14 protein-coding genes and 1 riboswitch are annotated in these 13,428 nt (G+C 71.6%); of the genes, 5 read left to right on the forward strand and 9 right to left on the reverse strand.

Translation table 11 applies throughout. The annotated features are described in order from the left end of the window. Positions 1-17: 17 nt before the first annotated feature. The gene (locus tag ASG73_RS02235) at positions 18-1,133 is read right to left on the reverse strand and encodes a hypothetical protein (RefSeq protein ID WP_055990118.1); all 1,116 of its coding nucleotides are present in this window, start codon (positions 1,131-1,133) and stop codon (positions 18-20) included. Next, positions 1,130-2,245 (reverse strand): hypothetical protein, encoded by a 1,116-nt coding sequence (locus tag ASG73_RS02240; protein ID WP_055990121.1) that lies wholly within the window; start codon positions 2,243-2,245, stop codon positions 1,130-1,132. Before ASG73_RS02240 ends, ASG73_RS02235 begins: the two co-directional genes overlap by 4 nt. A gap of 120 nt (positions 2,246-2,365) precedes the next feature. Between ASG73_RS02240 and ASG73_RS02245 the strand changes: the two genes are divergently transcribed. The 4 genes from ASG73_RS02245 to ASG73_RS02260 are packed head-to-tail and all read left to right on the forward strand — an operon-like array spanning position 2,366 to position 6,523. Next, the gene (locus ASG73_RS02245) at positions 2,366-2,956 is read left to right on the forward strand and encodes a TetR/AcrR family transcriptional regulator (protein WP_055990124.1); all 591 of its coding nucleotides are present in this window, start codon (positions 2,366-2,368) and stop codon (positions 2,954-2,956) included. Next, entirely contained in the window at positions 2,953-4,497 is a 1,545-nt protein-coding gene (locus ASG73_RS02250) for an MFS transporter (RefSeq protein ID WP_055990127.1), read from the forward strand. Before ASG73_RS02245 ends, ASG73_RS02250 begins: the two co-directional genes overlap by 4 nt. 56 nt (positions 4,498-4,553) lie before the next feature. Continuing rightward, positions 4,554-5,723: a phospholipase D-like domain-containing protein gene (locus tag ASG73_RS02255; protein WP_055990130.1), complete on the forward strand. Its 1,170-nt coding sequence runs from the start codon at positions 4,554-4,556 to the stop codon at positions 5,721-5,723. Between the two features lie 41 nt (positions 5,724-5,764). Beyond that, a complete protein-coding gene (locus ASG73_RS02260) occupies positions 5,765-6,523 on the forward strand; it encodes a HEAT repeat domain-containing protein (RefSeq protein ID WP_055990133.1) in 759 nt (252 codons plus the stop codon). Positions 6,524-6,595: 72 nt separating this feature from the next. On the opposite strand, the gene ASG73_RS02265 is transcribed toward ASG73_RS02260, so the two are convergent. Next, positions 6,596-7,180, reverse strand: coding sequence for a TIGR03086 family metal-binding protein (locus ASG73_RS02265; protein WP_055990136.1), 585 nt, complete (start codon positions 7,178-7,180; stop codon positions 6,596-6,598). Between the two features lie 53 nt (positions 7,181-7,233). On the opposite strand from ASG73_RS02265, the gene ASG73_RS02270 reads away from it, so the two are divergent. Next, complete coding sequence (locus ASG73_RS02270; protein ID WP_055990140.1) at positions 7,234-7,545, forward strand: GNAT family N-acetyltransferase; 312 nt, start codon at positions 7,234-7,236, stop codon at positions 7,543-7,545. 10 nt (positions 7,546-7,555) lie between these two features. Here ASG73_RS02270 and ASG73_RS02275 read toward each other — a convergent pair whose 3' ends face one another. The 6 genes from ASG73_RS02275 to ASG73_RS02300 form a co-directional block, all read right to left on the reverse strand. After that, positions 7,556-8,962 (reverse strand): dihydrolipoyl dehydrogenase family protein, encoded by a 1,407-nt coding sequence (locus tag ASG73_RS02275; protein WP_055990144.1) that lies wholly within the window; start codon positions 8,960-8,962, stop codon positions 7,556-7,558. Beyond that, a complete protein-coding gene (locus ASG73_RS02280; protein WP_055990147.1) occupies positions 8,962-9,351 on the reverse strand; it encodes an ankyrin repeat domain-containing protein in 390 nt (129 codons plus the stop codon). The genes ASG73_RS02275 and ASG73_RS02280 overlap by 1 nt, the downstream gene beginning before the upstream one ends. A 79-nt stretch (positions 9,352-9,430) precedes the next feature. After that, entirely contained in the window at positions 9,431-10,621 is a 1,191-nt protein-coding gene (locus ASG73_RS02285) for a winged helix DNA-binding domain-containing protein (RefSeq protein ID WP_055990149.1), read from the reverse strand. 3 nt (positions 10,622-10,624) lie between these two features. Beyond that, the gene (locus ASG73_RS02290; protein ID WP_082566931.1) at positions 10,625-11,317 is read right to left on the reverse strand and encodes a class I SAM-dependent DNA methyltransferase; all 693 of its coding nucleotides are present in this window, start codon (positions 11,315-11,317) and stop codon (positions 10,625-10,627) included. A gap of 117 nt (positions 11,318-11,434) precedes the next feature. Continuing rightward, complete coding sequence (locus ASG73_RS18040; protein ID WP_055990153.1) at positions 11,435-12,430, reverse strand: C40 family peptidase; 996 nt, start codon at positions 12,428-12,430, stop codon at positions 11,435-11,437. A 3-nt stretch (positions 12,431-12,433) separates the two neighbouring features. Continuing rightward, positions 12,434-12,603: riboswitch (cyclic di-AMP (ydaO/yuaA leader) on the reverse strand. 91 nt (positions 12,604-12,694) lie between these two features. Beyond that, on the reverse strand, positions 12,695-13,360 hold the full coding sequence (locus ASG73_RS02300) for a GTP pyrophosphokinase (RefSeq protein WP_200946647.1): 666 nt from the start codon (positions 13,358-13,360) through the stop codon (positions 12,695-12,697). Between the last annotated feature and the right edge of the window lie 68 nt (positions 13,361-13,428).

A 13,428-nucleotide genomic window follows, 5' to 3' on the forward strand; every position in this document is an offset into this window, starting at 1 on the left:
CTAGCGAGCGCGGTTCCTCACTCCTCGCCGTCGAGCGGGATCGAGATGTGCACCGGCAGCGTCCGTGGTGACTGCGTCCCCTCGAGCGTGAGGTCCTGCTCGACCGCCAGCTCGCGAGGCGCGGTGTCGGCATCGATCGCGAAGACCACGCTGCCCACCCGGGTCCCCACGAGACGGTCGTCGTCCAGGCCTGTCGAGCGCTCGGGCTCGGCCCCGTCGAGGGTGACCTTCACGGGCCCTGCTCGGTCGACGGACCGGTACCCGGTGCCCTTCTCGACCCCGCTCACCGACGCCGTGTGCACCCCGGTCGTCGCCCAGCGCTGCCCCTCGGCCGCCCAGCCCAGCTCGGGGTCGTAGGGGTGGATGGTCAGCCGCCGGGCCGTGATCGTGGCGTCGCTGCGGTCGACCTGCCAGGTCGAGTCGGGGTCGACGGTACTCATGTGGCACCTGACGGTGCGGTCCGCGCACCCGGTGTCGATGGCGGGCTCGGGTGAGTAGAGACCTTCGGCGAGGCCGGTGTCCAGCTCGCCGGTCGCGACATCGAGGGTCTGGGTCGCGCCGTCGTACTCGACCTCGATCGACAGGCTGGCTGCCTCGTCGACCCCGATGAGCGACATCGGGGGACTGGTCTCGCGCTCGGCCGAGCGCAACGACTGCAGCGAGCCGTCGGCCAGGTCCACGGACCTCTCGCCCGCCACGAGCCGGACCGTGAAGGGGACGGCCTGGATCTCGGCGCTGCTGCCACTCGTTGCCGGCCGCACGCTCCAGGACACGGGGACGAGAGCCGCCCCGTCGTTGGCCCGCACCGGGTCGTCGGAGCCTCGGGCGCGCTCTGCGTCCGCGAGGTCCTCGAGGTCGACCAGCGCGGTGTCGACCTCCTCGACGGGCTGGCCGACCCGCACCGTGATCGTGGCGCTCGGCACGATGATCTCGTGGACGTCGCCGTTGTAGGGGGCGGCCTGCAGGGGGAGCTGCTCGCCGACCTCGACGACGTGGGAGGAGTCCGTCGACGTCGTCATCGCCAGCGTCACGAGGAGCACGAGGACGGCGAAGAGCGCCGTCAGGGCCAGGTTGACCTCGCCCCGGGTGGCCTGCGCGCGAGTGTGCCGACGCGGTGAGTGGAGCGGCCTCATCGCAGGTCCTCCTCGGGCACGGTCGACTCCAGGCGCATCTGCTCGTGGCCGGGGTCCGCAGGGTCGTCGGGGCGGGCATCGATGTCCAGGCGCAGGACGAGGTCACCCGTGGAACCCGTCTCCGGGACCTCGAAGACCAGCATGCGCGGGCCGTCCACGAGCTGGATCGCGAGGGTCCCGGCGTTGACGGCGTTGACGTCCACGGGGTCGACGACGGGCTCGGCCCCGTCCAGGCGTCCCGTGAGCGTGTCGGTGGCATTCCACCGCTCGCCGGCCGGGCCGTCGACGGAGGGGACGTCGTCATGGGCAGCGACGACGACGAGGTACTCATGGCCCTCCGGCGCCCATCCGACCCCGTCGACATAGGGCGTGCGGAAGGTCGTCCTGACCGTGCAGGCCAGATCGTCCAGACCATCGGGCAGTCGCAGCGAGGAGTCGTCGACGCGCCGGGTCGGGCCGCACGCGACCTCGTCGGCCCGGCTGCCCGACCTCAACCCCGGCAGCTCGGCCAGGCCGGCGGCCCGCCCTGCGCTCACCGTGCCGTCGGCGTGCACGGTCTGCTCCTTGCCGTCCACGAGGACGGCGACCTCGAGCTCGCTCGGGTGGCCCGGTACGGCGACCCACCGGCTGCCCGTCGCGCCGACGAAGAAGTCATTGGGGTCGAAGCGCAGCCCGCCGGGACCGCTCAGGGAGTACTCGGCACCGTCGGCGCGCAGCACGATCTCGACCGCCACCTGCAGGGGGCGGCCGGTGGCGGCGAAGGGCAGCTGAGCGTTGTCGGCCGGTCGGGCGTCGACCCGCACGAAGCTGCCCCCCTCGGGCGGCGCGACGTCGGCGGCGCCGTTCAGGATCGTGGGCAGCTCTCGCTGGGGCGTGCCCACCGCCACCTCGATCCGTGCCCACGGCAGCGAGACCTCGCCGGCGTGCGGCAGCTCGTCCTCGGCGAAGGGGTAGTCGTAGACCTGCCCGGGGTCCGCGACGGGGCGAGGGTCGCTCCCTTCGCCCATGGTGGTCACGGCCTGGGCCAGGACCAGCGCGATGACCGTCCCGACCGCGAGGGTGGCGACGACGCGCCACCACGACGGGAGCTCGCTGCTGGGGGTGCTGGCCATGCCGGTCACTCTGGTGCACGGGCCGGCCCCGGACAACGGGGAGCAGTCCCCGTTTGCACCTCGTCCTCAGATCCTGTACACCTGTGCATGTACTTTTGTACAGGATCGAAGGGAGGAGCCATGGGCTCCCAGCAGGACCGGCCGACACCGGGGCGACGCGACCCCGAGGGGCGTCGTCGCGCGATCATCGCGGCCGCCGCCGAGCTCATCGTCGAAGGTGGCGCCGCGTCGATCACCCATCGCGCAGTCGCCGCGCGGGCCGAGGTCTCACTCGGCTCGACGACGCAGTACTTCACCTCCCTGGACGAGCTGCGCGAGGCCGCGCTGCAGGCTCTCGCCGAGGACGTCGACGTCGACCTGGCGCGGGTCGCAGACCAGATCCTGCCGCTCGAGTCCGCGCCCGAGCGGTTCGCCGCAGTGATGCACGAGTTCCTCACCGACACCCGGCAGGTCCGCGCCGAGATCGAGCTCATGGGGTCCGGCATGACCGACCCTCGTCTGCGCGACATCGCCCGTCGGTGGACCGATCGGCTCACCGAGATCCTCACCGAGCACGTCGGCCGGGAGGCAGCGGAAGCCATCGCGGTGTACCTCGACGGCGTGACCCTCCACGCCGGCCTGCACGACGAGCCGATCCCCGCCGACGCCATGGCCCGCACCCTCCGAGCCCTCATGACCATCCCCCCGAGCGAAGGGAGTGACCCCCGATGACCACCACCCTCACGACCTCCGTGGCCGAGCCGGTGTCCACCCGCCGCGCCTGGGCTGCCGTCGCCGTCCTCAGCGCCAGCCTGCTCGTCGTCACGATGGACATGACGATCCTCAACATCGCCCTGCCGGAGATGTCCGCCGAGCTGCGGCCGACTGCCACCCAGCAGCTGTGGGTCGTCGACGTCTACTCCCTCGTCCTCGCCGGGTTGCTCGTCTCCTTCGCGGCGATCGCCGACCGGATCGGCCGCAAGCGGATGCTCATGACCGGGTACGCGATCTTCCTCGTGGCCTCGCTCCTCGTGCTCCTGGCTGACTCTGCGGAGTCCGTCATCGCCCTGCGCATCTTCTTGGGTGTCGGCGGCGCGATGATCATGCCCAACACCCTCTCGCTCATCCGGGTGATCTTCACCGACGCGAGCAAGCGGGCGACCGCGCTGAGCATCTGGGCCGCGGTGTCCGGTCTCGGGGCGGCCGTCGGGCCCTTCGTCGGCGGCTTCCTCCTCGAGCACTTCTCCTGGCACGCGGCCTTCCTCGTCAACGTGCCGCTGATGATCGTCGCGATCATCGCCGGGCTGCTGATCCTGCCCGAGTCCAAGGTGGTCGGCGCCGGACCGTGGGACGCCCTCGCCGCAGCGCTGTCACTGGTCGGCATGGTCCTCGTGGTGTGGGCGCTGAAGGACTTCGGCAAGAAGGCGACCTTCGCCGACCCCGCCGCGCTGCTCGCCCTCACGGTCGGCATCGGCGCCATGGTGTGGTTCGTGCTCCGCTGCCTGCGCAGCGCGCACCCGCTGCTCGACATCAGGCTCTTTCGCAACCGACCCTTCTCCGCCGGCATCATCGCGGCCCTCGGCACCACCTTCGCCATGCTCGCCGCGCTGCTGCTGCTCACCCAGTGGCTGCAGCTCGTGGACCACTCGAGCCCCATCGAGTCGGGCATCAAGCTCATCCCCGTCGCGCTCGCTGCCGCGGCCGCCTCACTCCTGGCCCCGCCGCTGGCCCACCGCATCGGTGCGCGGGCCGTCCTCGCCGGCGGCCTCGCCATGGCCGGTGTCGGCCTGCTCGTCGTCGGCTTCGGCCCCGATGTCCTGACCTATCGCCTGGTCCTCGTCGCGATGCTCTTCGTCGGGACCGGTACGGGGTCGCTGGCCATCGCCTCGGCGATGATCATGCTCGGCTCACCGGAGGACAAGGCGGGCAACGCGGGAGCGCTGGAGGAGACCTCGTACGAGCTCGGCGGGACGCTCGGCGTGGCCGTCCTCGGCAGCATCTCCGCGCTCGTCTACCGGGATCACCTCGCAGGCTCGCGAGCACTCGAGCAGGCCGGACCCCAGGCCGCCGGGCAGGCCCAGGACTCTCTGGGGGCGGCCATCGCGATGTCCGACCAGCTCGGGCTCCCGATGCTCGCGCACGACGCCGGGGCCGCTTTCACCCAGTCACTCCAGACGGCCGGCCTCGTCGGGGGAGCCCTCATGCTCGTCGTCGCGGCCACGGTCTTCGTCCTCACCCCGCGCGGGACGGACATCGCGGGCACGACGCACTGAGCGAAGGGGGAGTTCTCCCCCTGTCCTCGGGTCGAAGCCGTTCCTACACTCTCGCCATGACCACCACATTCCGCGCACGGGCCGCCGCCGTCCTGGCCACCCTGGCCCTCGCGTCCGCCCCCTTCGTCGGCAGCACACCCCAGGCCACCGCGCAGCCCAACGGGACCAAGGTGACCAAGGTCGGCTCGGCACGAGTGGAGACGACCTTCAACAAGAAGGGCAGCACCGCCCAGATCAGCAAGGCGGTCGCGCTCATCAACGGCGCGCCGAGCGGGGCGACGATCCGCATGGGGATCTACAACGTCACCCACGGCTCGATCGTCTCCGCGATCCGCCGGGCGCACAACCGGGGCGTGCGGGTCTACGTCGTGATGAACGGATCCCACGCCAGGGACGCCGTCCCCCAGCAGATCCGCGCGATCATCGGCTCGCGCTACAAGAACTGCGCATCCAAGGGGACCAACCCGTGCATCTCCACGGCGACGGGCCACATGCATGCCAAGTACATGACGCTGTCGACGACGCGGGACAGCGCCGGCACCGTGCGCAAGAAGGTCGTCTGGTACTCCTCGGCGAACTTCAGCGCCTCCGGGTGGGACCTGTCCAACAACGCGGTGACCGTCTACGGCGACAGCGACCTGTACGCCGGCTTCCTGTCAGACGTGTGGACGCCGATGTGGGAGCAGCGCAGCTACTCGGGCAACGACTACTACGTGGCCGGGTCCGAGCGGGGATACGTGGACTCCCGGTTCTCCAAGCACACCGTCTACGTCTCGCCCGAGCAGACGACCGATCTGGTCGCCAACCGGCTGGCCTACGTCAACCCGGGCCGGGACTGTGACGTCCGGGTCATGCAGGCCCAGGTGACGGGGTCGCGCTCCGCGGTGCTCAAGCAGCTCGTCCGGCTCAAGAAGGGTGGCTGCGGCGTCCGCCTCGTCACCGGCCAGGGAACGACGGGCCTGACCGCCTCGGCGAGGAACACCCTCAACGAGGGCGGCATCTCCAACGCCTACATCGAGTCGCAGAAGCCGATCCACGACAAGGCCTTCATCATCAAGGCGCGCTACGCGGGCTCGTCGACGCCGCGCTACGTCGTCCTCACCGGCTCGCACAACATCACGGGGCCGGCGCTGCGCTCCAACGACGAGATCCTCACCAAGGTCACCGACTCCAAGGGCTTCTACGACGGGTTCCGCAGCCACTTCGACGACGTCTACTACGGCTGAGGACTCGGTCGGGACGCGCTCTCGCGGGTAGCGTCGCGACCATGAGCACCTCTCTCGAGCGCGCCCTGAAGGCTGCGCGCCACGACGACTCCTCCGTCCGGCAGCGGGCGGCCTTCTGGCTCGGCACCCACGGCGACGAGTCGATCGCCGAGGAGCTCGTGTCGCTGCTGCTCACCGAGCCCGACTTCTATGTCCGAGAGACGCTCACCTGGGCGGTGGTGACCCGATCGGCGAGCACCTACCCGCTGCTCGTGCAGGCGCTGACCGGCCCCGGCCCGGCCCGCGTGCAGGTGCTCCACGCCCTGAGCAAGATCCGCGACCCGGCCTCCGTCGCCGAGATCCTCCCGCTGGCCGACGACGAGGACGACGCCGTCGCGGCCAAGGCCTGGTGGGCACTCGGGCGCATCGGCACCCCGGGCGCGGTCACGGCGCTCGTCGACCACCTCGGGGACGAGGACGAGTTTCGTCGCAAGGAGCTGACCCGGGCACTGGAGCAGGCCGGCGAGGCCGCGGTCGCCGCGCTCGCGACGCGGCTGGCCGACCCGGACACCTCGGTCCGTCGGCACGCGGCCGAGGTGCTGCTCGGCATCGGCGACCCCGCTGCCCGCGCGGCCGCCCCGGAGCTCTTCCACGTCGTCGAGCACGACGACAAGGAGGTCGTCCTGCCCGCCATCGAGGCGCTGGCCGAGCTCGACCTGCCCGAGGTCGACGACGTGCTGGTCCGGCTGCGCGACGGCGACGACGCCTGGCTGTCGATCACCGCGGGCTGGTTGCTGACCGATCGCGCCGAGAGGCACTGAGCCCGACCGAGCGGATGCCCTCGCCCGACCGGGCGAGGGCATCCGCTCTCAGGCCCGCTCTCAGGCCCGCTCTCAGGCCCGGTCCCAGGACCGTCCGAGGAAGGCAGCAAGCTGAGTCGTCGGGCCGGCCCCGACGGGTGCCTCGACCGGGACGCCGAAGGGCATCCCGGGGCCGCGCGGCGCCTCGGCCAGCGCGTGCTCGCCGATGGCGCGTGCCTTGGCGACGAGTGCCGGGTCGGCCTCCGGGTCCTGCCCCGTGGCGACGGCCAGGTCCCACCCGTGCGTCACGGTCTCCATGACGAAGCCGCCCAGGGCCGCTGCCCCCGGGGCAGGCCCCCACGGTGCGGTGACGGTGGTGGACAGCAGGGTGTCGTCGGCCCATGCGCCCAGAGCCGCGCCGGCCTCCTCGCCGTAACGCTGTCCGACGCCGTCCTCGTCGATGGCCACCTGTGAGGGCAGCTCCCGTGGGTTGCCCCCCGTGGCGACCGCAGCGATCTTGGCCGGGAGCGCGGAGATGTGCTGGAGCAGACCGCGCACGTCGTACTCGGCGCAGGGAGTCGGGGCATCGAGCTGGGCGGGACGCACCGCGCTGATGAGGTCGGTGACCCAGCTCTGGGCGGCGTCGAGATCGGGACGGAAGTCTGGGAGCTGATCCATACTGATGATCGAACCCCTGACCCCCGACAACGTCAACCAGCCCAGGAGGACCCGTGCCGGACATCGTCGTCACCGATGACGCGGACAAGGGCCGATTCGAGGCTCATCAGGGAGCGGTGCTCGTCGGCTTCGCCGAGTATCAGCTCACCGACGACCTCTACGTCTTCACCCACACCCAGGTCGACCCCGCTCACGAGGGCCAGGGCGTCGGTGGGGCGCTGGCCCGAGGCGCCCTGGACCGGGTGCGCGAGGATGGCACGCGCCAGGTGCTGGCGGTCTGCCCCTTCATCGAGTCGTGGATGGCGCGACACCCCGACTACGCCGACCTCAACCTGCGCGCCGCGAAGTCCACCCCGACCGACTGAGCGCTCGGGCTCAGGCGGGTCGGCGCAGCTCGCGCGGCAGGTCCTCGAGCAGCCGCAGCCACACCTCTGAGGAGGTCGGGTAGCTCGGCACGGCGTGGCGCAGGACGTGGACCGGGACCCGGCCGGTGATCGCCACGGTGGCAGCGTGGACGAGCTCACCCACGTCGGGCCCCACGAAGGTCGCCCCGAGCAGCAGTCGGCTCCTGCGGTCGACGACGATCCGGGCGGTGCCGGACACGTCATCGCGCAGCAGCGATGCACCGGCCACCCCGGAGAAGGGGGCCGATGCGACGACCACGTCGTGCCCGGCATCCCTGGACTGCTCCTCGGTCATCCCCACGGACGCGACCTGCGGGTCCGTGAAGACCACCTGCGGCACCGGGGCTTCCTCGACCGCGGCGGGTGCCGGGGCGCCCGTCGCAGCGGCAGCGATCTGCGCCCCGACGACACGCGCCCGGTACTTGCCCCAGTGGGTCAGCGGGGCGTCACCGCTGGCGTCGCCGACGGCATGGAGCCACCCGGGCAGACGCTCCTCGAGGACGTCCTCGGCGGTGAGACCGACCGTCTCCAGCCCGACGTCGTCCAGTCGCGGCCGCCGACCGGTCGCGACAAGGACCTCGTCGGCCTCCACCGGCCCGGCGTCGGTATCGACCGTGACCGGTCCACCGTGGACCCGGCCCACGCCGGTGTCCTGTGGGTCGGGTCGGGTGCAGGCGGTGCTGGACGTCGACAACCGGACGTCCACCCCCTTCGCCCGCAGGGACTCGAAGACCTCCTGGCCGACGAAGGGTTCCAGCCCCGCCAGCAGACGATCGCCGCGCACGAGCATCGTCACCTGCGCGCCCAGGGCGCTCATCCATGTGGCGGCCTCGCACGCGACGACGCCACCACCGATGACCACGAGATGGTCGGGCACCTCCACGACGCCGGTCGCGTCGCGTGATCCCCACGGCCGCACGTCGACGAAGGGAGCGGGGACGGCGGGTTCGCTGCCCGTCGCGATGATGACGGCATGCCGGGCGCGCAGCCGCCGCGTGCCGTCGGGACCCGTGACCTCGACGAGGCGATCACCGACGAGTCGGCCGTGCCCACGCACGGTCGCGATGCCCGTGTCGTGGGCCCACCGGACCTGCCCGCTGTCGTCGTAGGACGAGACCCAGGCGTCACGTCGGGCCAGGAGCGCGTCGCGATCGACCTCGGTGGGTCGCACCCCCGGCAGGTGACGTGTGGTGGCCGCGACGGCGATCGGTCGCAGGAGCGCCTTGCTCGGCATGCAGGCCCAGTAGGAGCACTCGCCGCCGAAGAGCTCGCCCTCGACGAGGACGGCGCTGAGGTCGGTGTCCTCCGTCGCGTACTGCGCCGCGTTCTCCCCGACGGGGCCGCCGCCGATGACGACGATGTCGTAGTCGTCCGTCATCACTCCTGCCCCTCGAGCAGTGCGGCCTGACCGAACATCTCGGCCGTCGCCCGCGCCGTGGGCGTCCCGGCGTCGGGATCGGCGCCGTGATCGAGCAGGACGGCGACCACCTCGGGCTCGGCCTTGAAGATCGCTCCCGCGAGCGGGGTCTGACCGCGGTCGTTGGCCCGGTTGACGTCCGCCCCACGACGGGCCAGCTCACCGACGAGACCGGCGTGACCGTGGTACGCGGCGAGCATGAGCAGGGTGTTGCCTGCCGGGTCGGCGAGGTCGGCCGGGGCGCCCGCATCGACATAGGCGGCGACCCGGTCGGTCTGCCCCTCCCTGGCCCAGTCGAAGAGCTGGTGGGCCAGGTCGACGGCTGCCTCGTCAGGGGTGCGCTCGCTCATCCACCCAGTGTGCCGGGCGATGGTGGCACCCGCCAGCGACCGCCGCCGGACCGCGGCGAGCCGTCTGCCGGCCGGTCACTCAGGGCAGTGCCTCGCCCTTCATCAGACGCGAGCTGTAGACATTGGTGATCCTCACCCCGTCGAGCCAGGCGGTCAGCCGCTGCGCCTCGAGGGCGAGGGCGGACCTCCCTTCGCCACCGAGGTCGGTGCCGGGGCACTCGACCACGGACACGACGCCGTCGTCGTCCTGGACCCAGGCGCCGACGATCCGGCCGTCCCACCAGGCCGTGCTCCCGCCGTTCCCGAAGCTGTCGAAGAGCAGCTCGCGGTGGGCCGGGTCGAGATAGACCTCCCGCTGCTTCCACCCCATCGTCGTCGGGTCGAGCGTGGGCAGCAGCGCGGCCCACGGGGAGACCTCGGCGACCGGGTCGAGGTCGTCGGGCAGCACCCAACCCGTGCGGTCGCGCTCGAGGGCGACCTCCACGGCGCCGACCGCGGCGAGGGCCGCGCGCGTGGCTCCCTTGGTCGCGCCCAGCCACCACTGCACGTCCTCGACGGTCCCCGGCCCGAACTGCGACAGCCACCGCCGCACGAGCAACGCGTAGGCCTCGTCGAGCGGCAGCGGGGTGACGGTCTCACCGAGCCAGTCGGGCAGCAGGGTCCACGCAGGCTTGGACAGCCTCCAGTGGCCGGCATTGGCGCCGCGGGTGATTCGCCCCTCGGCGCCCAGCCAGGTGAGCACCCGAGGCGCGAGGTTGAAGGTGCCGCCGTAGCGCTTGTCCTCGTTGAGCGTGATGGCCCCCGACAGCTCGGGCAGCTCCTCTCGCAGGGCCCGGGCGCTCAGCGGCGCTGAGCCGGTCAGCCGGGAGACGACGGCGCCGCCGGCGGCATCGAGCCAGGCGTCACCGTCCTCGGCGATGCCGTGCCGTGCGGCATCACGGGCGATCAGGCGTCGCTGCTCCGGTGCGAGCCGAGAGAGAGCCAGGCCCAGCGCCGCCGGCAGGAGGTCTCGGGGGAAGGCGAAGAGGGTTCGGCGCATCGCCAGCTGCTTGACGAGCGAGCGGTCCTCGTAGAGCGATGTCTCCACGTCGACGGGGGCGATCCCTGTCGTCCGTGCGCCGACGGCGAGGTGGACGGTCGCCGCCTCCGTCGCGTGGAGGCAGACGACAGCCTCGGCTGCAGTGACAGGGTCGCTCGCCCGGTGGTCGGGGTGCAGACCGTGCCGGACCGCCAGCCGGGCACGGCGCTCGCGGTCGTCGACCAGCCTCACGACTCAGGCCTTGCGCGCGACCGCGAGGAAGACGGAGTAGTCCCGGCCCCCCTTGACGACCTTGCCGGCGTCGCCGACTCGGACGTCGGTGAGTCCGGCCGCCTCGATCTGCGCGGCCAGCTCGTCGCGGGAGAACCCGTGGTGCCCGCCGAAGTCGTGGTCGTGGAAGCTCCCGTCCTCGCGGTCGAGGTCGGCGATGCAGAGGTGACCTCCGGCATCGAGCAGCTCGGCGAAGCCGCCGAGGACTCGGTCCAGCTGCTGCACGTGGTGCAGGACGTTGGACGTCAGGACGAGGTCGAAGCGGTCGCTCGGGACCGGGGCGGACTCGAGGTCGAGGTCCCACACGCGGGCGGGCGAAGGGAGGCTCCCGGCCTCGACCTTGTCCGCGAGGACCTGACGCATGCCCGACGAGTTGTCGGCGAAGGTCAGCGCCGGGTCGGTCAGGTGCTGCAGGAGAGCGGTCGTCACCAGGCCGGTGCCGGCGCCGTACTCGAGCACTCGTGCCCGGGGAGGGAGGGAGAGCGCTGCCGCGATCGCGTCGGCGACCTCACCCGACTGCCGGATCTTGTCCGGGTCGTCGTCCCAGGTGGCGGCCCGGTCGTCGAAGTGTCCGCCGCCTGCGTGGCCCCCGTGGTCGTGCCCGTGGCCCCCGTGGTCGTGCCCGGCGTTGTCGTGTCCCGTGTGTGCGCTGCTCATGGGCCCACCCTCCCACCGGGCCGGGACAACCGACAGGGGAGCCTGACGCCGAAGGGCCCCGACCGTGACGGTCGGGGCCCTTCGAGGACGACGACGGCGTCCGTCGTCAGAGGTGGATCAGACGCGACCGTAGGTGACGGCGCTGGTCCAGATGGCGCGCTTGCTGGTGTCGACGCGCGAGTTGCCGGCGTCGTACATCTGGCCGTTGCCGGCGTAGATGCCCACGTGCCAGGCCGGGGCCCCGAAGAAGACGAGGTCGCCGGCGCGGGGCGAGGAGACCCGCGTGGTCGACTGACGCTGCTGCTCAGCCGTCCGCGGCAGGGTCTTGCCGTTGCGGGCGAAGACGTACTTGGTGAAGCCCGAGCAGTCGAAGCCGGAGGTGGTCGTGCCGCCCATGACGTAGCGCGTGCCGACGAGGCTCGCGGCCGTGTTGAGGACGCCGCTGCCGGAGACCGCGGTGCGCGTCGTCGAGCGCGAGGCCGTGCTGGTGGAACGCGTGGAACCGGTGATGCCCATCGCGGAGCCGGTGCGCGGGCCGACGACGCCGTCGGCGGTCAGGCCGTGGCTGCGCTGCCAGCGCTTGACGGCGGAGGCCGTGCCGGAGCCGAAGATGCCGTCGGCGCTGGCGCCGACCACGCGCTGGACCTGCTTGACGACGGAGCCGCGTGAGCCCTGCCGGACCAGACCGGTGAAGTTGCTCTTCGCGGCGCTCGAGGCGGTCTTGGCGGAGCGGGTCGTGGTCGAGCCCGACGTCAGACGCATCTTGGTGCCCGTGCGGGAACCGACGATGCCGTCGGCGACGAGGCCGTGACGCTGCTGCCAGCGCTTGACCGCGTTGCGGGTGGCGGGGCCGAAGATGCCGTCGGCGCTGACGCCGACCTTGCGCTGGACCTGCTTGACGACGGAGCCGCGCGAGCCCTGCTTGACCAGGCCGGAGAAGGTGGCGGTGGCGTTGGTGGCCTGGGCCGAGGTGACGGCGCTTGCGGACTGGGCGCCGATGGTGGCGGTGCCGAGGCTGACGGCGGCGACGGCGACCATGGTCGCGCCAGCGCGCTTGCTGACCTGCGAGGTGTTGCCCGAACCGCGGTGGCGTCCGGCGTAGAACATCGACATGGGTCTCTCCTACGCCTACGGAGTTAGCTGTCGGGTTGGAGTGGAGATCACTCCGCCCTGTGGTCCGTGGACCACGAGGACTTCACCCCAAGGCTGATGCGGCCATGGATCGGTGGGTCCCCCGCTCCTGCCGTGCTGACTCAGGGGACCAGTCGGGTTGGCAGGATTAGGCGGCCCGGTGGCAACCCCTCGTGTGTGGGGTCGCGAGAAGAGTAAGCCATTGGGACACGAAACGGTAACGGGGGGTGTGGACGAATTTAGTTTTCAGGAGCCACCGTGTACGGCACGGTGCAGCTCCGCCATCTCCTCGTCCATCCGGGCGGCCGTCGCGGCCGCTTCCGTGATGCGCTGACGCATGTCGGGAGGGACGTCCCCTTCGTACTTGTAGAAGATCTTGTGCTCGGTGCTCGCCCAGAAGTCCATCGCCACCGTGCGGAACTGCACCTCGACCGGCACCTGCACGGGCCCGGAGGAGAGGAAGACGGGGATCTCGAGGATCACGTGCAGCGAGCGGTAGCCGTTGGGCTTGGGGTTGGCGATGTAGTCCTTGACCACCCGCACGGTGATGTCGGCCTGGGCGGTGAGCGAGTCGACGAGCCGGTAGACGTCGGCGACGAAGGAGCAGATGACCCGCACCCCGGCGATGTCGGTGATGTGCTCACGCAGTGCCGGGATCTCCAGCTCGACGCCCTGACGGGCGGCCTTCTCCAGGATGCTCTCCGGGCTCTTGACCCGGGTGGAGATGTGCTCGATCGGGTTGTCGAGGTGCAGCTCGGCGAACTCCTCGCGCAGGATCTCCAGCCGCATCGCGACCTGCTCCATACCGAACCGGTAGCCGAGCATCATCCGCGTGAAGTCGTCGCGGATCTGGGCGAATCGGCGAATCGCTTCGTCGGGCAGCTCCGCGGGCAGCGCGGGGGGCTGGGTCATGGTCTCTCCGGGGTCGGGTGCCGAGCCAGCCTAGGGGTCGAGTCTGGGAGGGCGCAGGGCAGGGAGCG

Origin of the sequence: Janibacter sp. Soil728 (assembly GCF_001428305.1) — a bacterium.
GTDB lineage: Bacteria > Actinomycetota > Actinomycetes > Actinomycetales > Dermatophilaceae > Janibacter.